Annotated in this window: 14 protein-coding genes; 5 read left to right on the forward strand and 9 right to left on the reverse strand. The window is 60.4% G+C overall.

Annotated elements, in window-relative coordinates; translation table 11 throughout:
• Window positions 1-114 precede the first annotated feature (114 nt).
• A complete protein-coding gene (locus EI291_RS08190) occupies window positions 115-2,577 on the forward strand; it encodes a TonB-dependent receptor (RefSeq protein ID WP_125419317.1) in 2,463 nt (820 codons plus the stop codon).
• Between the two features lie 109 nt (window positions 2,578-2,686).
• Entirely contained in the window at window positions 2,687-3,826 is a 1,140-nt protein-coding gene (locus EI291_RS08195) for a PepSY-associated TM helix domain-containing protein (RefSeq protein WP_125419318.1), read from the forward strand.
• Between the two features lie 92 nt (window positions 3,827-3,918).
• Here EI291_RS08195 and EI291_RS08200 read toward each other — a convergent pair whose 3' ends face one another.
• The 9 genes from EI291_RS08200 to EI291_RS08240 form a co-directional block, all read right to left on the reverse strand.
• A complete protein-coding gene (locus tag EI291_RS08200) occupies window positions 3,919-4,602 on the reverse strand; it encodes a hypothetical protein (RefSeq protein ID WP_125419319.1) in 684 nt (227 codons plus the stop codon).
• A 425-nt stretch (window positions 4,603-5,027) separates the two neighbouring features.
• The gene (locus EI291_RS08205) at window positions 5,028-6,488 is read right to left on the reverse strand and encodes a BAR domain-containing protein (RefSeq protein WP_125419320.1); all 1,461 of its coding nucleotides are present in this window, start codon (window positions 6,486-6,488) and stop codon (window positions 5,028-5,030) included.
• 174 nt (window positions 6,489-6,662) lie between these two features.
• Entirely contained in the window at window positions 6,663-8,114 is a 1,452-nt protein-coding gene (locus tag EI291_RS08210; protein WP_125419321.1) for a hypothetical protein, read from the reverse strand.
• 217 nt (window positions 8,115-8,331) lie between these two features.
• Window positions 8,332-8,706, reverse strand: coding sequence for an endonuclease domain-containing protein (locus EI291_RS08215; protein ID WP_125419322.1), 375 nt, complete (start codon window positions 8,704-8,706; stop codon window positions 8,332-8,334).
• A 181-nt stretch (window positions 8,707-8,887) separates the two neighbouring features.
• Window positions 8,888-12,352: an acetate and sugar kinases/Hsc70/actin family protein gene (locus tag EI291_RS08220; RefSeq protein WP_125419323.1), complete on the reverse strand. Its 3,465-nt coding sequence runs from the start codon at window positions 12,350-12,352 to the stop codon at window positions 8,888-8,890.
• A gap of 275 nt (window positions 12,353-12,627) precedes the next feature.
• Window positions 12,628-14,076 carry a hypothetical protein gene (locus EI291_RS08225; protein WP_125419324.1) on the reverse strand — a complete coding sequence of 483 codons (1,449 nt, stop codon included), beginning with the start codon at window positions 14,074-14,076 and terminating at the stop codon, window positions 12,628-12,630.
• Between the two features lie 116 nt (window positions 14,077-14,192).
• Window positions 14,193-14,585: a hypothetical protein gene (locus tag EI291_RS08230; RefSeq protein ID WP_125419325.1), complete on the reverse strand. Its 393-nt coding sequence runs from the start codon at window positions 14,583-14,585 to the stop codon at window positions 14,193-14,195.
• Window positions 14,586-14,752: 167 nt separating this feature from the next.
• Complete coding sequence (locus EI291_RS08235) at window positions 14,753-16,105, reverse strand: hypothetical protein (protein ID WP_125419326.1); 1,353 nt, start codon at window positions 16,103-16,105, stop codon at window positions 14,753-14,755.
• A gap of 148 nt (window positions 16,106-16,253) precedes the next feature.
• Window positions 16,254-17,255, reverse strand: coding sequence for a sugar phosphate nucleotidyltransferase (locus EI291_RS08240; RefSeq protein ID WP_125419327.1), 1,002 nt, complete (start codon window positions 17,253-17,255; stop codon window positions 16,254-16,256).
• Between the two features lie 226 nt (window positions 17,256-17,481).
• Between EI291_RS08240 and EI291_RS08245 the strand changes: the two genes are divergently transcribed.
• The 3 genes from EI291_RS08245 (at window position 17,482) to EI291_RS08255 (ending at window position 19,423) form a co-directional block, all read left to right on the forward strand.
• The gene (locus tag EI291_RS08245; protein ID WP_125419328.1) at window positions 17,482-18,060 is read left to right on the forward strand and encodes a LemA family protein; all 579 of its coding nucleotides are present in this window, start codon (window positions 17,482-17,484) and stop codon (window positions 18,058-18,060) included.
• An 89-nt stretch (window positions 18,061-18,149) separates the two neighbouring features.
• Complete coding sequence (locus tag EI291_RS08250; protein ID WP_125419329.1) at window positions 18,150-18,602, forward strand: TPM domain-containing protein; 453 nt, start codon at window positions 18,150-18,152, stop codon at window positions 18,600-18,602.
• Window positions 18,599-19,423 carry a TPM domain-containing protein gene (locus EI291_RS08255; RefSeq protein WP_125419330.1) on the forward strand — a complete coding sequence of 275 codons (825 nt, stop codon included), beginning with the start codon at window positions 18,599-18,601 and terminating at the stop codon, window positions 19,421-19,423. Before EI291_RS08250 ends, EI291_RS08255 begins: the two co-directional genes overlap by 4 nt.
• Window positions 19,424-19,472 lie beyond the last annotated feature (49 nt).

Here is a 19,472-nt window from a genome sequence, read left to right on the forward strand (position 1 = left end):
CCTCGCTGGTCACGCGTTGATGTAGCCACATTAAATTTAATTAAGAACTTTTCTAAATAAAATTCCTGGTGTTCCTTTGCATCACTTTAGACCGATTCTAAACAAATACACACCATGTTGAATCTTCGCTTCCTGGGCCTGACTTCTACCGTGCTGGCGTGCGCCCTTTCGGTGCAGGCGCAACAAAACGCTGCCATCCGGGGCCGCGTTACTACTTCCGATGGCAGCCCGGCCGAAGCCGTAACCGTAGGGTTGAAGGGGCGCAGCCAGGGAGCCATTACAAACAACAAAGGTGAGTATGTGATTGAGCGGGTCCGGCCCGGGCAGTACACGCTGGTGATTTCGGCGGTGGGCCTCAAAAGCGAGGAGAAGGCCGTGACGGTGGAACCTGGCCAGAGTGCTACGGTGGATTTCGCGCTGACTGAAAACGCCCAGCAACTCAAGGAAGTAGTTATCAGCGGCAACCGCACCAATAAGTTCAACCGCCCGAATAGCGTAGACGTGAACAAGATGCCACTCAGCAACCTGGAAAACCCGCAGGTGTACGCCACCGTGGGTAAGGAGTTGCTGACGGAGCAGCTGGTATTCACCGTGGACGATGCCACCCGCAACGTGCCTGGCCTGCAGAAAATGTGGGACGCTACCGGCCGGGGCGGCGACGGGGGGGCTTTTTACGCCTCACGGGGCTTTGTGGTATCGAGCCAGCTGCGTAACGGCGTGGCGGGCAACGTAACCGGCGACATTGACGCGGCCAACCTGGAAAAGCTGGAGGTTATCAAAGGTCCCTCCGCTACGCTGTTCGGCTCGGCTCTGACTTCGTACGGCGGCCTGCTCAACCGCGTGACGAAGAAACCCCAGGATACGTTTGGGGGCGAGGCCACGGTAGCGGCCGGCAGCTACGGCTTCCACCGCGTATCGGCCGACGTGAACCTGGTGGACCAGAACACGCCCACCGATCAGCCCAAAACGCTGGCGTTCCGCCTGAACACGGCCCACACCTACGAGGACAACTTCCAGAACAAGGGCTATACCGGCTTCAACAAGAACCTGGCGGTGGCGCCTAGCCTGCAGTGGCGCCCCTCCGACCGGCTGACGGTGAACCTGGACGCCGAAATCTATAAAGGCCGGGGCGTGGGCAAGCAGATTATCTTCTTCTACTTCCCTTCTGCCCAACTCGGCTTTGACCGTGCCGATAAGGCTCCGCTGGATTACCGGCAGTCGTACATTGGGGAAGGGCTGGTGCAGGACTCGCGCAGCACTAACCTGTTTGGGCAGGTACAGTACCGCATTTCGCCCGGCTTCACTTCCACCACCTACCTCACCAGCAGCCACAGCTTTTCCAACGGTGCGGGCCCGTACTTCTACCTGAACCCGGCCGATACCATTACCAAAGCGGTTACCCTGTCGCGCGCCGACCAATCAACCCAAAACAGCCAGCGGCAGATTTGGGAGGTCCAGCAGTTGTTCAACGGGGATTTCAACATCGGCAATCTGCGCAACCGGGTGGTATTCGGCCTGGATTTCCTGCGCATTGATGCCGACGTGAACTTCCTGGGCGGAGGCTTCGATGCCGTGCCGGTGGTAAATGTGCCGGGCTACAACTACCGCACGTTCAACGGCACCAGCCTGGCCGCGCTGTACGCCAAAACGCCGCCGGCTCACTACTTGGTTACCACTAAGTCGAACACGTACAGCGCCTTCTTCTCGGATGTGCTGAACCTGACCGACAAGCTGAGCCTGCTGGCCGCCCTGCGCCTCGACCACTTCGACAACAAAGGCGGCATCTATTACGGCGCCAACCAGGCGTACTCGCAAACGGCACTATCCCCGAAATTTGGGGTGGTGTACCAGCCGGTGAAAGACCGGGTGGCAGTATTTGCCAACTATCAGAACAGCTTCAAGAACCCCACCGACGGTGCCTACCTTGATGTAAACAGCCAGACACGGACCGCTAAAGTAGAACAGGCTAACCAGTGGGAAGGCGGCGTGAAGCTGGACGCGGCCGGGGGCCGGGTTAGCGCCACGGTCAGCTACTACGATATTCAGGTGCAGGATTTGCTGCGCTCCACGCCTGTGCCGGACAGCGCCCCGGGGGCCAACGACGGTATTCCGAACGCGCAAACCCAGAACGGCACCCAGCTGAGCCGGGGTGTGGAGCTGAACCTGACGGCCAACCCCGTAGCGGGCCTGAATATGGTGGCTGGATTCGCCTACAACCACTCAGAGTGGAAGAATGCCAGCGAAATAGAAAACGGCCGCCGCCCCAACACGGCCTCCTCGCCGTACCTGGCCAACGCCTGGGTGAGCTACCGCCAGCCCGAAGGCGTGCTGAAGGGCCTGGGCGCGGGATTCGGGGGCAACTACGCCAGCGAAAACCGTATTCAAAACACCACTCTGAACGTATTTACGCTGCCCAGCTACACCGTTCTGAACGCCTCCGTGTTCTACGACCAGCCCAAATACCGCATTTCGGCCAAGGTGGACAACCTCACCGACAAGCAGTACTGGACCGGCTACACCACTATGAACCCACAGAAGCTGCGCAGTATCATCGGCAGCGTTTCGTACAAGTTCTAAATCTTACAACTGTCATTCCGAGCGAAGCGAAGAATCTGGGTTTGTCTTCTGATAATCACCTCAGATTCCTCGCTTCGCTCGGAATGACAGGCGTTCTTGCTTTGCACCCATGAGCACGTTCAAGAAAACCGTCGGGAAGCTGCACCTGTGGCTGGGGCTGGCCTCGGGGCTGATTGTGTTCATCGTGAGTCTAACGGGGGCCCTGTTCGTATTTCAGGACGATATCCGGGACCTGACGGAACCGTGGCGCAAGGTAGAAGCCCAAGCCACCGCGCCGGTACTGCCTTCGCAGCTGCAGGCCGCAGCGCTTGCCCGGCACCCGGGCGTGGATGCCGCTTCCACCTGGGTCACGTATTTCGGGCCGGAGCGCTCGGCCACGGTGTTTTTCACCGATAAAAGCGGCGCGCCCACGCAGGTGTACCTGAACCCCTACACCGGCCGGGTGCTGCACGAGTTGGATTTGCGCACACACTTCTTCACCATCGTGCAGGAAATTCACATGCACCTGCTGCTGCCCGAGGCGGTGGCGAAGTGGGTGGTAGGCGGCGGCGTGAGCGTGTTTGTGGTGATGCTGCTCACGGGCCTGGTGCTGTGGTGGCCCAAGCGCAAGCAGGAACGAAAACAGCGCTTCACCATCAAGTGGGGAGCCCGCTGGCGGCGCGTGAACTATGATTTGCACAACGTGCTGGGCTTCTACGCGGCCAGCATCGGGCTGGTGCTGGCGCTATCGGGGCTGTTTATGCTGTATCCGTGGCTGTTGGAGCCGCTGGTGCTGGCGGTGGATGGCGGCCGGCCGGCTCCGCAGGAAATCATGAAAACCAAGCTCGATACGCTGCAGTCCGCTACCGCCACCGTCCAGCCCCTGCCCGATATCGTGTACCGCACGGCGCGCCGCCTCTCCCCCACCCACGAGATGATTCTGCTGGGTCCCACCGGCATGGGCAAAGACCCCGCCTTCTGCTGGACCTACCAGAAAGCCCTGCACTACTATCACCGCGACGAGTACGCCTTCCACCCGGTATCAGGCCAGCTGCTGGAAACCCGCTTCCACAACAGCAAAAGCGCCGGCACCAAGCTCTCCGATATGAACTACGACCTGCACGTGGGCCAGATCCTAGGCTTCGGCGGCAAGCTCGTGGCCTTTCTGGTGAGCCTGATCTGCGCCAGCCTACCCGTCACCGGCACCATCATCTGGTGGGGCCGCCGAAACAAAACCAAGAAGAAGAAGCCGCGGCTGCAGGCGGTGTAGTTCTGATTCAGCTGGACTTTTCAGGTATACATCAGGCCGTCATGCTGAGCTTGTCGAAGCATGACGGTCTTTTGTCCTTTTTATGCAGCTCTCTACATCCGCCCCACCTTCGGAATCACCTGAATCAGGAAGCGTTTGTTGTCGCCTTCTCGGCGGCCGGTGTAACGGCCGGTGCCGTAGAAGCCGCTGCCGCCGATGATGAGCTCGATGCTGCGGTCCTGGCTGAAGTTGAGGTTATTCTGCTTCCAGAGGTTGAGCAGGTTGAGGGCCCGGCGGTAGCTGAGCTGGTAGGTAGCCTGCTCCTCGCGCTGGTTGCGCGGGTCGCCCTGAGGGTAGCGGGCGGCCATGCCTTCCACAATCACTAGGTAGCGCACGTTCTGGCCCTGGTTGGTGGCGCTGAGGCTGCGCAGCCGCTCCCGCAGCAGCTGGCCGGCCTGCAGCAGCGCCGGTTTGTAGCTGTCCTGAATTTCGTCGCGGCCGGCTTTGAACTGCACATTCAGCTTCAGCTCGTACCGCTCGTTCTGGGGGTCGTAGCGGAAGTAGCGCCCCTCCAGTCGCCGCAGCGACTCCCGGATGCGGGTAATCTGCTCCAGCTCGATGGCCTTGGCTTTCAGCTCGCCGTTGGCCTGCTTTAGCTCCCCTTCCCGGTCCTTGAACAGCTTGAAGCTGTACACGAACAGCACCAGCATCACCACAAACAAGGACGTCATCAGGTCCACGTAACTGGGCCAGAAGAAGTCGTTGCTTTGGCGTTTGTTGGAGGTGGTGTTATTCATGGAAAGGAAATTAATTAGGGCTAGAAGCTAGTTCCCCTCCTTGGAAAGGAGGGGTTAGGGGTGGTTGATTGTGTGTCAGGACGATTACTAAAGCTAGCGAGTCGTTCAACGGATCAACCACCCCTAATCCCTCCTTTCCAAGGAGGGGAACTAGCTTCTAGCCCTAGCTCATATCATCTGTCACAATCATGGACCTTCTCCCACAAGAACCAAAATCCATACTATCAGAGTAGGCCAGAGCACAACCAAAAAAATAAATGCTACGATCCGCGAGAGCATTTTAATCCAGTGTCTACTTGGCGAACGAAGGAATAGAAAACGAAAAGCGGCCGCTATGATAGCGAGGTAAAGAACCCCGACTACAACAAAAAGCACAATAGTCGAGATAGGCATACAGTACGGTGGCGTTAACGTAAGCCGAGGATTTACTGCGGCTTTACCCCGCCAAACAGCTTATCCATAAACCGCTGGAAACGGTTCTTGGATGTGGCTTTCACCAGTACCGTGTTTAAGTTAGACAGCTCCGCCAGCAGCTTGGCCTGAATCTGGGAATCGACTTCCACTTTGCGCAGGAGCTCGCGCTGGGTGGCCGTCACGTCGCGGCTGAGGTCGGCTTGCTGGACGTTGAGGTTCTGGAAGGGCTCCAGCTGTTTCAGCAGCTTCTCGAAGACGTTGTCGGCGTTGAGCTTTTCGAAATACTGCTGCCACTTCTCGTAGGCCAGTTGGGCCTGCCGCTCGTTGTAGGCCAGGCGCTTGTTCATCACGTCGGCGAGGCCCACGCCGGCCTGGTCGATGTGCTGCTCGGCGCGGTCCTTGAGGTTGCGCAGCTCCAGTTGGTGCTTCTGGAAGAAATCCAGCATCAGCTGCACCGAGTTGTTATTGCCGCCGATGTACTGGCCCAGGTCGTTAATGCCCTTTTCGAAGCCCCGCAGCCGGTCCAGAATACTGTTCACGGCCTCGGCCGAGTGGTAGCCGCTCTGCAGCATCTCGTTGAGGCGCTGCTGGTAGCCGGTGAAGGCGCTGAACATTTCCGCCGACTCGCGCACCTTCTCAAACACCAGGATGTTGGCCGCCGCCATCTTGTCGTATCCGATGGTATCGAGGCGCTCCAGGAAGTCGCTCTGCACCCGGATGTTCTGCGTCACCTTCTCCATGAGCGGGTTGAACAGCTCCACTTGGCCCACAAACTGCTGGTTGAACGCATCGAGCACCGACTTGAGGTTGGTGAGCGAGCTGGCCATATCGGCGTGCAGCACCGGCAGCAGGCGGGCCTGCAGGAAGGTGTAATACTGGTTCTGGAGCCGGTCGAGCTGGTGGCGGGCCTGGCGCAGCACGCCGTTGCCGAGCAGCGTGAGCAGCAGCCCCACGAAGGAGCCCGTCATGGCAATAAGCACGCCGGTGAGGAAGGGCGTCAGCGCGTTTTCATCCGACACCCCGTTGCGGGCAATGCCCACGAGGCCCAGAATCACGCCCAGAAACGTACCCAGCAACCCCAGGTACAACGGCGTAGCCACCTCGGCCTGCACTGCATTGTCCAGCACCTCGCTCTGCCGCTCCGAAATGTCCTTCAGAATGCCAAAATCGGCCGCCGCACCCTTGTTGTGGCGCAGGTAGTCGTTGGTATCGAGCAGGATTTCCTGGAACTCGGGCGAGGCGTTTTCGGCCTTGAGCAGGTTGGAGGCGAAGGATTCGGGCGGGGCGTCGGCGGCGTATTCGGGCAGGTCGCGGCCGTCGGGCAGCACAATGCGGTGCTCCACGCGCAGGCTTTCCTTGGGCGGATACAGCACGGCCAGTCGCCGGGCATTGGCCCGCGTCCGCAGAAACGTGCGAATCTGCAGCCCCACCACCACGGTCACCACCAGAACTTCGAGGATGATTTCAAGCATAAGGCTACGAAGCTACGCGCTAGAAACTAGTTCCCCTCCTTGGAAAGGAGGGGTTAGGGGTGGTTGACTTTACGTCAGAACGGTATTTAGAGCTAACTCTAGTACCGTTCAACGAGTATCAACCACCCCCAACCCCTCCTTTCCAAGGAGGGGAACTAGCTTTTAGCTGTTTAGTTACTCAAACCGGATGGCAGCTTTCTGCTCAATCTGCCAGGCGCCGGCGGCTTTGCGCAGCACACCTTCTTCCTCCGTCACGATGCGCGTGACTGGGCCGGCGGGCTGCTGGTACTTGCAGGCTTCGCGCAGGGAATATTGCGCGCTCTGAATGGCGTAAGCGTGCACGGCGGGGTTCTGCGTCACGCTGAATGTAGCCAGCTCGGGCCACTGCGGGTCCAGGTGAATCTCGTAGATGCTGTCGTGCTGGGGCTCGTCGGAGAAGTCGTACTCGTTGAACACGCCGTTTACGGGCACCTTCACGTAGCGCGTGCGGGGCAGATCGGCGGCGGATACGACCGGGGTAGCGGCGGGCGCAGTTGGCAGCTGCACGGGCGGTACCAGGTTGTCGAACTCCTCCTGCGAGGCGGCGGGGCTGGTTACCGGGGCGGCCGGAGCAGCCGTGGGCGGTACCGGAGCCGGCGCGGGCGCTGCCACCGGCACGGGTGGTGCTACCGGGGCCGGCGCAGGCGCTACGGGCTGCGGCGCAGGGGCTACGGGTTGCGGAGCCGGGGCCGGAGAGGCGGGAGCTACGTTAGCTTTCGGCGCGGCCGGGCGCTTCTGCAGCTCCTGCTCCACGCGCTGCTGGATCAATTGTTCCAGCTCGCGCAGCTGGGCCGGCGAGAACCGCTCGGCCGGTTTGCCGCTGCTGTCGGGCGTTGTTTGCAGAGCCAGAATTTCGTCCCGGCGCTTGTCGATGCGGGCGCTCAGCTCCTTCTGAAACTCCCCGAGGCTCTTGCGCATCAGCGCGTACAGCACCAGGCTCAACAGGGCCAGAATCAGCCCCAGAGGGCCAAAAAACTTGTTCATCAGGCTTTCCCCGGCCCCAGATGCCGCGGCTGGTGTAGGGGTAGCCACGCCCGCCTCGTCCAAACCAGCGTCGCCGGGGGCGGCGGCCGTGGCCTCGTCGGTGGTGGCGGTGGTATCAACGGTTTCGGCGGCGGCTTCGGCCGCGGGCAGGTCGCCGATGGGCGTGCCCTGGTCGAGGTAGTTTTTCAGGGCCGCTTCCAGCTTCGTCACGCCGGCCAGCCGGGCGGCATTGCCCTTGCGGGCGGGCGAGGTGCGCAGCCGGTTGATAATTTCACGCACCAGCGTCTGCAGGCGGGAGTTGTCGGAGCCCAGACCCTTGTACATCACGCCCTGCACCTCCAGCGGCTGGTACAGCGCCGAGTACACCCGCTGCTCATCAGCCTTGATGCTACCGGCAAAGTCCTTCAGCGGACCCCCACATTTCAGTTGGCTTTTCAGCTCGGGGTGGCCCGTGTCTTCGTACACGAACTTGGCCGTAGCGCACCAGATCTGCACTTTGCGCTCCTCCAACGTGGGCTGGCCGAGGGGCGTTTGGGCATGGCCGCCCGCCGCAAGCAGCAGCAGGCCGGTAAGCAAAGAAGCAACGCGGCGGGAAAGGGTCATAGGGTGTTTGGGGTAGCAGGTTGAGCCAGACGAAACTAGAGCTAAAAACTAAAAGCTAGTTCCCCTCCTTGGAAAGGAGGGGTTAGGGGTGGTTGATGATGACAGAACGATTTTAGAACTAGAGATAGCCGATGTTCAAACGCAAGATCAACCACCCCTAGCCCCTCCTTTCCAAGGAGGGGAACTAGCTTTTAGTTTTTAGGAGTGTTGTGCATCATTACTTCTTGACAAAAGCCGCTTCAATAGCAGCCAGTATGCTTTCCGGATGGCTCCAGAAATCCTTGTTCTCAAACCGCAGCACGCGTAAGCCTTGGGCCTCCAGGTACTGCGTGCGGTGTATGTCCCGCGCATTGCCCACCACGTCATAATGCCCGGCCCCATCCAGCTCTACTACCAGCTTCTCAGCGGGACAATAGAAATCCACGATGTATGGCCCGACACTGTGCTGTCGCCGAAACTTACGCCCGGCCAGCTGACTGCGCTGCAAGTACGTCCATAACGAAGCCTCCGCCGAAGTCAGGTTGTTGCGCAGTTCCCGGCGCTGCTGCTTTTGCGGAGCAAGGTTGTGCCGACGTTCTGCGTGCTCAGCCATTGTGACCAAGGTTAGAAACTATCTCCCCTCCTTGGAAAGGAGGGGTTGGGGGTGGTTGACTCGTTGAACGAGTACTAGAGCTAAAAGCTAACGGGCCGTTCAACGATTGTCAACCACCCCTAGCCCCTCCTTTCCAAGGAGGGGAACTAGTTTTTAGTTTTTAGCTCTAGTTTCTTTCATACTACGCCTGCAACTCGCGGCTCAGGTTGTACAGCGCCTGTTTTAGCGGCAGGAAAAACAGAGTTTCGGGCAGGGTTTCGTCGGAGGAGAGCTGGCGCTGGAACTGGTGCAGACCCAGGCTCAGGCTGTCCTCGATTTCGCGGAGCAGGATATCTTTTACGCGCTGACGGTCCACGTCCACGCCTACTTCGCGCAGGTAGGGGGCTACGTCGTCGCCTTCCAGCACCAGGGTGAGGTAGTTGCGCACGTTGTCGAGCACCGTGTTTTTCAGCTCGGCATCTACCTGGTTTAGTTTCAGGCGCTGCTGGTTGAGCTCGGTGCCTTCTACGGCGCCGCTGTACTTCACGGGCTTGATGTTGTCGTAGTCGGTGGTGGTTTTTTCCTCGAACAGCACGCCGCCGTTAGTGGTGGCTTCCTTGGGGTTGTCGGCCAGGATGACGCGGAAGTTGTGGGGCGGCTCCACGCCCGTCACGGCCTGGAAGATGGCCTTCGTAATCTTCTCAATGGCCACCAGGGAGCTGCCCCCGGCCAGCAGGCGCAGGTACAGGCTGCCTTTGCCAGAGAAGCACAGGTAGCGCGGCGTTTTCAGGCCGAGGTGCTTGGTGAGCTGCGCCGTATGGTAGATGATGCTGGTGTAGTGCAGGTAGAACAGCACCCGCAGCTGCCGGCCCTTGCCGAGGCCCAGGGCCTGGGTGAAGCGCAGGGCATCATCGTACTTGAACAGCAGGCTGGTCACGTCGGCGGAGCCGAAATCGGTGTTGCTGAGGGCGGCGCGCAGGTAGCCTTTGTACTCCTGGTTTTGCTCGGAGTCGGGCAGGCTTTCCACGTGGCCCACGCCGAGGCGCAGCAGACCGTTCTGCTTGGGCGCGCCCTGCACGCGGGCGTAACCATCGCCCCACAGGTCGTCGCCGGCGAAGCGGAACGAGGTACTGTAGGCCGGTTTCTGGTCAGCGAACAGCAGCAAATCGGTGGTGCCGCCGCCGATGTCGATGTTCACCACATTTTCGTCGCGGTTGGGCACCACTTGATTGGTGGCGGTGAGGTAGTAGTACGGGGCCACCGACTCGGTGAGGCAGATAGTAGCGCGGCGCGTCTTGAACACCTGCTGGAACGACTCATCCCACACCTGCTGGAACTGGTTGCGCAGGAACCCGTCGAAGCTAAGCGGCGCAAACCATACCACGCGGGTATCCTCCAGAATACCGCCGTGCAACGCCGCCTTGTGGCGCAGCAGCAGCAGAATTTCCCGGAAAAACGCCTCTATGCGGGCCACACCCTGCGGGTCCAGCTCGGCCGACCATTTCAGGTTGGTCACGAACCGGTTCTGGGGCAGCTCGGCTGTATTTTCGGTGTTGATGCTAAAGCCGATGTTGATGTTGCTGAGCACCTTGGCCGGCTCGTTGGCAAACGACGTGGTTTCGCACACCGCCGTCCGAATCGGAAACTCATACACCGAGCCACCTTCGCCCACGAACGAGGGCACGAACTCCCGGTTCTGCAGCGTGGCAATGTTGTCCCAGATCTGGCCGGCGCCAGTGCGGTAGCGCTGGGCGGCCGAAAGGCCTTGGTCAGCTACCGGCGCATGCAGCCACTCCACCTGCACATCGGCCTCGCCGATAGTGAGGGGGCGCGGGTGGGCGCTCGGCGAATCGGCGTAGGCAATGTGGGTGTTGGTGGTGCCGAAGTCGACGGCAAACGTGAAGCGGCGGGTGCCGCGGTCCAGCTCGCGCCAGCGCGGCACCAGCAGGCCCCGAGCCGGTTCCGCGCCAATAGTGGCGGGCGGGCAGGTCAGCTCGGCCAGATCGAAGTGGGTGCCGGTGACTTCGTAGTAGGTGCTGCCGGCGGTGGCCATGCTTTTCTGGGTGCGCTCGTAGCGGGTGGCGCGGCGGGCGGCTCCCTGCTCCGTGATTCGCTCCCCGTTCACGAAGAACGTGAGGTCGTAGCGGCGGTTGAGCATGGTGGGCGCGTTGTCGGCATCCACCAGCATCACCTTGTAGAGGTCGTTGTACTCGGGCTGGTAGCGCACCTTATAGAACGGGAACACGCCCACGCCCACGGCGGCTTTCACAATGCGGCCCTTCTCCAGAATCTCGCGGCCCTGAGCATCCTTGGGGTTCTGCGGATTGTGGTAGTAGCTGCGCTCGAAAGTGATGAAGCGGCCCGCCTGCACCGGCACCCGCAGCTGTACGCGCACGTGGCTCAGGTCGATGGTGAAGGTGAGCAGCTCGGCCAGCTCGTTCTCGGTGAAATACTCGAAAAACGCCTGTTTCAGCGGCAGCAGATAAGGGAACCGCGCCCGGCCCTGGCCGTCGGCCCCGTACTGGAACGTGACTTTGCCGGTATGGAAACGCTGGGTGTTCAGTTCGTAGGGCAGCTCCACCAACGAGTCTTCCAGCAGGTCGCCCACCGTGAGATAGGGGTACTTGAAGCCTTTGCCGGGCAGCACGCGGCTTTCCAGCGCCACCTCGTCGTAGTAGGGAACCGGCGTGCGGTCGTCCCAGGGCTGGCCGTTGAGGTAGTTGGCGCCGGGCATCGTCAGGTTCGGGCGCAGCACCAAAGGGCGCGGCCGGCCCGTCGTCGATTCGCGGGTGGGCTGGATGAACAGGTCGGAACTGGTCACGGCCGACTGGTCGGCGCGGCTGGGCAGGGGCACGCCTTTCACGCTCACCAGGTTCCCTTGCACGTCGGCCAGGGCCGGGTAGCGGGCGGCAAACTGCTGGGCGCTCCGGTCGCCCTGCATCTGGAGCTGGTTGATTTTCGAGCGGTCGAGGCCCGCATACACGCTGCCGGCAAATTCGCGGCGCTGCAGCTGCGGATAGGCCAGAAACAGCTCGTACACGAACTCCCGGAACTGCGGGTCCCGGTCTTCGAGCAGCACGGTCTGCTGGTCGAAGTAGTGGCCGCGGGCCTGGGGCCGCTCCAGGTCCAGGGGCGTCACGGCGGGGCCGGTGAACAGGATGGTCAGCGGCGAGGTGCCGCCCAGCAGGCGCGTGCCGCCCGCCAGTTCCGGCGACTCATAGTACACCAGGTACATGTCGGAGAAGTCGCGGAACCGCTCGTCCTGCATGTACAGCTGCAGGGTTTCGCCCAGCAGGCGCGTGCCCTCATCCTGCCGCATCCGGCGGATTTCGGCCTCGGCATTCCAGCGGCGCAGCGTGATTTTGCGGCCGGCCTGGGTGTAGAGGTGGTAGTTATAGAGCAGCTCCAGCAAATCCCAGAAGTGCGTGGTCAGCTCGTGGTACACCGAGCCGGGGTTGCGCTGCCCCTCCCGGGCCAGAAAATCAAAAGCCGTTTCAAACAGGTGCATCCGCGCAAACGGCGTCGGGATGCTCACGGCCAGGTTGCGCGACTTACCCCCCGCGGGGTCGGTCACGGTGTTGATTTCGGTGCTGGTAACGGGGGCGGTTTTCTGCCAGCCCTGCACCTGCTGGGAGCCGTTGTTGTGTAAGCGAAGGACTTTGGCCATATCGGGACCCCCCCCCCGGCCCCACTCTGCTCGAACCGCAGAATCCTACGGGAGAGGGGGAGCCTGACGAAGGTTGCTTGGGGTGATTTTTTACTGCTAGAGACTACTACTAGAAAGCTAGTTCCCCTCCTTGGAAAGGAGGGGCTAGGGGTGGTTGATGCGTTGAACGGTGCCGATTGAGTCGTTCAGGTAAACAACATCAGCGCGCGGGCAAACCACCCCAGCCGCGCCTTCGGCACGGCGTCCCCTCCTTTCCAAGGAGGGGGGTTTTCGTTCTACACCACTTTCACTTTCTCCTCAAACGCCTTATCCGTCACATCATAGAACAGCTCCAGCAGCTTGCGGAAGTTGTCGGGTTCCTGGATGGACTTCTCGGTTTTGTTGAGGTTGTCGAGCAGGTAGTTGTGGCTGAGGCCCTTGTTGAAGAAGTCGTTCCACTTCTTTTCCACCGGCTTGCCCAGGATCATGGCGTTAAAGTCGTCGGTTTGGAGGTCGAAGGGGCGGAAGGCGCGGCGGTTCTGGGCCATCTCTTGCAGCCACTGATCCACGCCCATGTCTTGGCTGTGCAGGAAGGTGTTCAGCTCCCGGAAGATGGGCTCGTTGCGCATGGCGTAGTCCAGCTTCAGGTTGTCGGCGTAGGGCGCTTTGTCGGTGGGCAGGTGCTGCTTGTGGTAGCGCGTGAAGTACAGGAACTGCGTGAGCTGCTTGGCCATGATTTCCCGCGTCTCATCGGGCAGGTGGCTGAACTGGATTTCGGGGGCGTCGGTGCCCAGGCCGTACTCGTGGAAGTGCGGGCCGCCAGTGCGCAGCTCGGCGGGCGAGTAGCGCATGAAATCCACGATACTCAGGGCCGCCAGCAGCTCAATCACGTGGGCCTTGTTCTTCTGCTGGGTGCCGCCGGGCTGGTTTTCGTAGGGCGTGTCGGGCGTGTCGGCGAGGTAGTACAGCGCGTCGAGGCCCTGGAGGTTATGCTCGTAGTAGCTGAGCGCCGCCTTGGTTTTGGTGAGGAAGTTGTTGGAGTCGATGACGGCGTTATCCTCGCTCTGGAGGGCGAAGTAGGGCATTACCGTCACGGCCCCGGTGGGCGCGTCGCGCAGGTAGCGGGCGTTGCTGAGGCGGGTGTTCGAGTCCTTCAGGTTCTTGAGCATCAGCGGGAAGCCCGCCGCGCCCGTACCGCCGAAGATGCTCGACACGAAGAACACCCGGTCGCCGTCCTGGAAGTTGTCAGCGAAAAACCGCATTTCGGGGCTTTCCACCAGCTTGTTCAGCACAATGCTGCCCACGTTGGGTGAGCCGCGGAAGCCAATCGTCAGCGGGCTTTCCAGGTTGTCCTGCGTAAACAGCAGATCCACCAATCCCTTCGAGTCCACACTCAATCCGTCGTAGCTCAGGTACTGCCGGAAGCTCTGGTTGATGCCGCCAAAGTCGAAGATGAAGGTATCCTTCACCGAGCCGTTCACATCCTGCGAAATGCCGCTCAGCGTGCTGATATCGGTTTTGAAGAAGCCTTCTTCGCGGGGGCCGAGGCGCTTGTAGATCTGCTGGTAGCTCTGCAGCAGCTGCACCGTGCGGTTCATGTCGCCGTTGTGCGCGTCGGGGTCGATGATGATGGGCACCACCCGGTCGCAGTTGGGCAGTTCCACGCCCGCCGCCAGCAGCATGGTCAGGGAGCGAATCACACGGGAACCCGTGCCGCCAATACCGAATAAAAAGAGTTTAGCCATGAATCGCAGATTTTGCAGATTAAGATTGATTTCGCTGATTGATTACCCAGGCAGCCGACAACGCAAGCAAGCCCCGCCGCAATCTGTGTAATCCTTACATCAGCAACATCTGTGATTTAGAACGGTGTCGTGCTGGCGTTGGTGGAGGCGCGCTTGAGCAGCACGGAGAACAGGAAAAACCAGAACATGCCCAGGATGGCGTTCCAGGTGGCCAACCAGTAGATGTAGCTGTGGTCGGTAACCTGCTGGGCGTTGGTCTGCCAGATGGTGACGACGAAGGCAATCAGCGCATTCAGGCCCAAGAAGATGGCCCAGTGCCGGCCCTTGTTGAAGGTGGCCACACCCATGGCTCGGTTGATGAGCAGGTAGAACACTACCACCATCCCGAGCGAAACGCCCAGATTCAGCAACCCCAGGTTGGGGAAGATAACGTCGCGGTACACGGGGGTGTCGGCTGGTGGTTGGGGCGCGCCGATGAGTTCGTAGAGGAAGCGGAAGAATGCTTTCATGGAAAGTGGTGAGGCCGGGCTCCGGGCCGGCAACCCGTGGAACGATGAGAAGGAAACGAAATTGTGAGGCCGAACCCAGTACGGCCGGACGACCCCAAGGAACGAAAACCGTTCCAAACCGTCTGACCAAGGCTATGCCGCAGGCGGAAACAGGTGCCACAGGCGGCCTATTTCGCTGGCTGTAAGGTGAGTGGCAGCTCAAAAATCGGGCGCGCGGCGTCGGCGGGAGCCAGCCCGTCCAGCAGGGAGCTGAGCGCAAAAGTTTTGGGGGCGGGCGTACCATCGTTGCGGGTGGTCCACTGGGCTACCCAGACCGGGCGTTGGTCCTGAAGGCGCAAAACCAGTGGGCGCGCGGCCTTGGGCTGTCGGGTCAGGCGCACCTTGGCAAAATGGGTGTATTTGCTCTGGGGTCCGCTGCTGGCCTTGGTCTGGTCGGTGGCGGCCGTTACGTCCAGCAGCCTGGCGTCGGTGTCCACGCCTTCCAACTTCAGGTTTTGCTTCAGATACGCCACGTCCTTGTACTGGCCGGGCAATTGGCCCAGGTTCAAGCCTACCACAAACTCCACCGGCTGCTGAGCCGAGGCTTCCGACACGGCTACCACCCGGTAGCTCCCAGCGGCTCGCTTGCTGGCCCCGGCGTCGCCGTAGTACCACGCGCCTTTGTTCTGGAATTTATCGAGCACTGAATAGGCCGGACGCGGATACGTGACGCCGAAATGGGCCTGCTTGCCGGACTGCTGCTCCAGCAGGGCAGCATCGAAGCGGCGTACAGCATCGGCGGGGCCCAGCACCCAGATGTAGTAGGGTATTTCGGTGTCGCAGCAGGCTGTTTTCTTACCGGCCGCCTTCAAAGCCGGGTAATAGGTGCCGCGGAAATCGGAGGTGTAGCCGTACACCGACACGGCCAGATCCGGCTGCGCGCCGTTGCGCTGCAGGGCGTCGGTGATGTCGGTTTTGATGTAGGGAATGGCCCCGGCGTTTTTCGGGGAGTAGATGAAGTCCGAAATCAGCACGCTTACGGTGCCGGGCTGGTAATAGCGCGTCATCAGCGTATCGAGCACGGCGGGCAGCTCGGTGCTTTTGGCAGGCTGCTGAATGCCGCTGCGTACCGTGCCGGAAATGCCCTGGTAGGTATCGGCGTAGGGCTTCTCTTTGATGCGGAAAAACGCCTTTTTCCGCGCGGCCGGCGTCCGGTTGATTTCCGAAAGCAGTTGCGCCACGTGCTGCTGAAACTTGGTGTTCTCGCCGCTGGCCCCGGTTTTGGGCATGAAGCCTTCCATGGAGCCCGATACTTCCAGGAACACATTCACAGCCTGCAGCGGCTGGGCAGCGGCACCGCTGGCTGCCTCAGCAGCTTCGGCGGGAGCATCGGGGGTGGGCGTAGCAGCCGGGGTTTCCGTTTTGGTATCCGCGGCGGCCTCTTCTCCTTTCATATCGGAGCGGGAATAGCAGCCGGGCAACAGGAGCAGCGTCAGGCCCAAGGCGGGCAGCAGGCGGGGGAAGGAGGTCAGGTAGCGCATCGGGCTAAAGTAACGACAATCTGCCCTCGGCGGATACATGCACGGTGAAATGGCGAAATAGTGAAATAGTGAGTCTGACGTTCCATTTGCGCAGCTAATGCCGCCAGAACATCAAACCCACTATTTAACTATCTCACCATTTCACCACTTAGCTGTAGTCGATTTCCGTATTGTCGCCGATGTTGAGGCTGTGGCGGGTGCCTTTGAACAGGGCGTCGGAACCCACGATGCAGTCGTGCATCACGGCAGAGCGTAACTCACTGTAGGAGCCGATGATGGATTCGCTCAGGATGGTGTTCTTGACGATGGTCCGGTCGCCGATGGCCACATTGGGGCCGATGATGGAGCCCGAAATCTGGCAGTCGTGGCCGATGCTGACGGGCGGGATGATGATGGTATCCGGAAATTCGGGGTACTCGCGGCGCTTCAGGAACTCTGGGCGGTTGAGCAGGCGGGCATTAGCTTCCAGCAGGCTTTCCTTGCGGCCACAGTCAAACCAGTTATCCACGGCTGTCGTCACCATTTCGGCCCCGTCCTGAATCATGAGCATGAGCGCATCCGTGAGCTGAAACTCGCCGTGGGTGCGCTGGTCCTGCTCCACGATGCGCTCCAGAGCCGAGGCCAGCCAGTCGGGGTTGGCAATTTTGTAGAGCCCCACCAGCGCGTAGTTCGACTTCGGAATACGAGGCTTCTCTACCACTTTGGTTACACGTCCGCCGGCTCCGGTTTCCACCAACCCGAACAACGAAGGCGTTTTCACTTCCTTCACGGCCAGCACGTTGCCGGGCGTGGCCATCATGGCAGGCAGGTCAATATCCACAATGGTGTCGCCGAGTAGAATCAGGATGCCATCCTGCTCATGGCGGAACTGCTCCCGCGCCAGCCAGAGGGCATGGGCAATACCTTCGCGCGGCTCCTGCACCACAAATGAGCTTTGGAGCTGCGGATACTGCTTGCGCACGTAGCTTTCTACCTTCTCACCCAGGTAGCCAATGATAAATACGAATTCCTGCACCCCGGCATCCACCAGCCGGTCGATGATATGGCCCAGAATAGTATTACCGGCCACGGGCACCAGCGTTTTGGGCTGGGTGTGGGTGTGAGGGCGTAGGCGGGAGCCGATACCGGCTACAGGAATAACTGCTTTCATGCGAGGGGGAAATCGGGAAGCACCGAAGCGCAAAATACACAATGCCGGTGGAGCAACCGTACAGACAACCGCTCTGTTCCGAATTCGTACTTTGCAGCGCGGCGGTTTTTCTGCCGCATGCCGCAAAGGATGCAGGATATCGGGCACCACCACCGACTTCTCACCCCTGCCCTGCTTTCCACCGTATCAGCATCTACTCTCTTCCATTTTTCATTCTCCCTACCCTATGAAACGCTTTTTGCTCTACTTCGCCGGCTTGGTGCTGCTGCTTACCCAGTCCTCGTGCGGCTACAACTCCATGGTCTCCAAAGACCAGAACGTGAAGAACAAATGGGCCAGTGTGCAGAGTGCCTATCAGCGCCGTACCGACCTGTTCAACAACGTGGTAAATACCATCAAAGGCAGCACAAAATTCGAGCAGACAACGCTGAAGGAAGTTGTGCAGGCCCGTGCGGCAGCTACCAGTGTAACCCTTTCGGCTGATCAGCTGACGCCCGAAAACCTGAAGAAGTTTCAGGAGTCCCAGAGCCAGATTTCATCAGGCATCGGCCGCCTGCTGGCCGTGCAGGAAAACTACCCGGAGCTGAAATCCACCAACGCTTTCCGCGACTTCCAAGCCCAGATTGAAGGCACTGAAAACCGCATCAACGTAGCCCGCAACGACTTTAACGCCGCTACCAACGACTACAACGGCTACATTAAGAGCTTCCCCAATAACCTGTTTGCCGGCATGTTCGGTTTCAAGGAGAAGCCATACTTTGAGGCCGATCCGGCTTCGCAGAAAGCTCCGGATGTACAGTTCTAACTTTTAGTTGTCAGTTGTCAGTTGTTGGTTGTCAGAGCATTTTCTGGCTTGTCAACCAACAACTGACAACTGCTTACTGACAACTAGCTATGACCAACCCTCTTACCCCTGAGCAGGAAGCGGCCCTGGTGGCGGCCATTCGGCAGGCGGAGCTGCGCACCTCCGGAGAAATCCGGGTGCACCTGGAAGATACCTGTCCTACTCCCGAGCCGCTGGACCGCGCCGCTCAGGTGTTTGCGGAACTGGGTATGCATCGCACTGCCCAGCGCAACGGCGTACTTTTTTACCTAGCCTGGCAGAGTCGGCAGTTCGCCGTTATCGGCGACGCCGGCATTAACTCCGTGGTGCCGGACGACTTCTGGGAAACGGCCAAGGAGAACGTACTGCAGCATTTTCGGGCCGAGAAATACGTGAACGGGCTGGAGCAGGGCATCCGGCTGGTAGGGGAACAGCTGCGCCGGTATTTCCCCTACGATGCAGCCACCGACCAGAATGAGCTGGACGACTCCATCTCCTTTGGCGACACGCCGCTTCGCTCATGAGGCAGCTCCTTTCTTTCGGGCAGCTGCGACGCGGGTGGTGGCTGGCGCTGTGGCTGGTGCTGCTGCAGCTAGCTGCGCAGGCCCAGAACATACCGCCGCGCCCCAACCCGCCCCGCCTCGTCAACGACCTGGCCGGCATGCTCCAGCCGCAACAGGCGGAGCAGCTGGAACGCAAGCTGGTAGCCTACAACGACTCCACCTCCTCGCAGATTGCCGTAGTGATAGTGCCCACGCTGGGCGACTACGACATTTTCGACTATGCCCAGCAGTTGTACCGCAACTGGGGTATCGGGCAGAAGGACCAGAGCAACGGCATTCTGATTCTGGTGGCGCAGCAGGAGCACAAGGCCCGCATTCATACCGGCTACGGGCTGGAAGGAGCGGTTCCCGATGTGCTGGCGAAGCGTATCATCTCCAGCACCATTGTACCGGCCTTTAAGGAAGAAAAGTACTATGAAGGCCTGGACCGTGCCACCGACCAGCTGATTGCCCTGGCCAAGGGCGAGTATAAGGCCGACCCGGCTACCCAGCCCAAAGCGCAGCGCAGCCGCGAAGATTCCAGCGGCTCGGGCATCAGCTTCTGGGTGATTATTGCCGTGCTGATTCTGTTTATTCTGCTCCGCAACCGGGGTGGCGGCGGTGGCCGGCGTAACCGGGGCTTCGGTGGCAGCATGATACCACCCATCATCTTCGGCGACTTCAGCGGCGGCCGTGGCACCTTCGGGGGCGGCGGAAGCTGGGGCGGCGGAGGAGGCGGTGGCGGCTTCGGCGGTTTTGGCGGCGGCAGCTCCGGCGGCGGCGGTGCCTCCGGCGACTGGTAGAGCGTAAGTAAGCAGTTGAATAGCTGAGTAGTATTCTGGTACCTGCCTG

The organism is Hymenobacter rigui (genome assembly GCF_003944715.1).
Classification (GTDB): domain Bacteria; phylum Bacteroidota; class Bacteroidia; order Cytophagales; family Hymenobacteraceae; genus Hymenobacter; species Hymenobacter rigui.

Excerpts from the sequence above, each read along its gene's own strand:
- EI291_RS08190 (WP_125419317.1), top strand. The coding sequence starts at position 115 with ATGTTGAATCTTCGCTTCCTGGGCCTGACTTCTACCGTGCTGGCGTGC.
- EI291_RS08195 (WP_125419318.1), top strand. The coding sequence starts at position 2,687 with ATGAGCACGTTCAAGAAAACCGTCGGGAAGCTGCACCTGTGGCTGGGG.
- EI291_RS08200 (WP_125419319.1), bottom strand. The coding sequence starts at position 4,602 with ATGAATAACACCACCTCCAACAAACGCCAAAGCAACGACTTCTTCTGG.
- EI291_RS08205 (WP_125419320.1), bottom strand. The coding sequence starts at position 6,488 with ATGCTTGAAATCATCCTCGAAGTTCTGGTGGTGACCGTGGTGGTGGGG.
- EI291_RS08210 (WP_125419321.1), bottom strand. The coding sequence starts at position 8,114 with ATGACCCTTTCCCGCCGCGTTGCTTCTTTGCTTACCGGCCTGCTGCTG.
- EI291_RS08215 (WP_125419322.1), bottom strand. The coding sequence starts at position 8,706 with ATGGCTGAGCACGCAGAACGTCGGCACAACCTTGCTCCGCAAAAGCAG.
- EI291_RS08220 (WP_125419323.1), bottom strand. The coding sequence starts at position 12,352 with ATGGCCAAAGTCCTTCGCTTACACAACAACGGCTCCCAGCAGGTGCAG.
- EI291_RS08225 (WP_125419324.1), bottom strand. The coding sequence starts at position 14,076 with ATGGCTAAACTCTTTTTATTCGGTATTGGCGGCACGGGTTCCCGTGTG.
- EI291_RS08230 (WP_125419325.1), bottom strand. The coding sequence starts at position 14,585 with ATGAAAGCATTCTTCCGCTTCCTCTACGAACTCATCGGCGCGCCCCAA.
- EI291_RS08235 (WP_125419326.1), bottom strand. The coding sequence starts at position 16,105 with ATGCGCTACCTGACCTCCTTCCCCCGCCTGCTGCCCGCCTTGGGCCTG.
- EI291_RS08240 (WP_125419327.1), bottom strand. The coding sequence starts at position 17,255 with ATGAAAGCAGTTATTCCTGTAGCCGGTATCGGCTCCCGCCTACGCCCT.
- EI291_RS08245 (WP_125419328.1), top strand. The coding sequence starts at position 17,482 with ATGAAACGCTTTTTGCTCTACTTCGCCGGCTTGGTGCTGCTGCTTACC.
- EI291_RS08250 (WP_125419329.1), top strand. The coding sequence starts at position 18,150 with ATGACCAACCCTCTTACCCCTGAGCAGGAAGCGGCCCTGGTGGCGGCC.
- EI291_RS08255 (WP_125419330.1), top strand. The coding sequence starts at position 18,599 with ATGAGGCAGCTCCTTTCTTTCGGGCAGCTGCGACGCGGGTGGTGGCTG.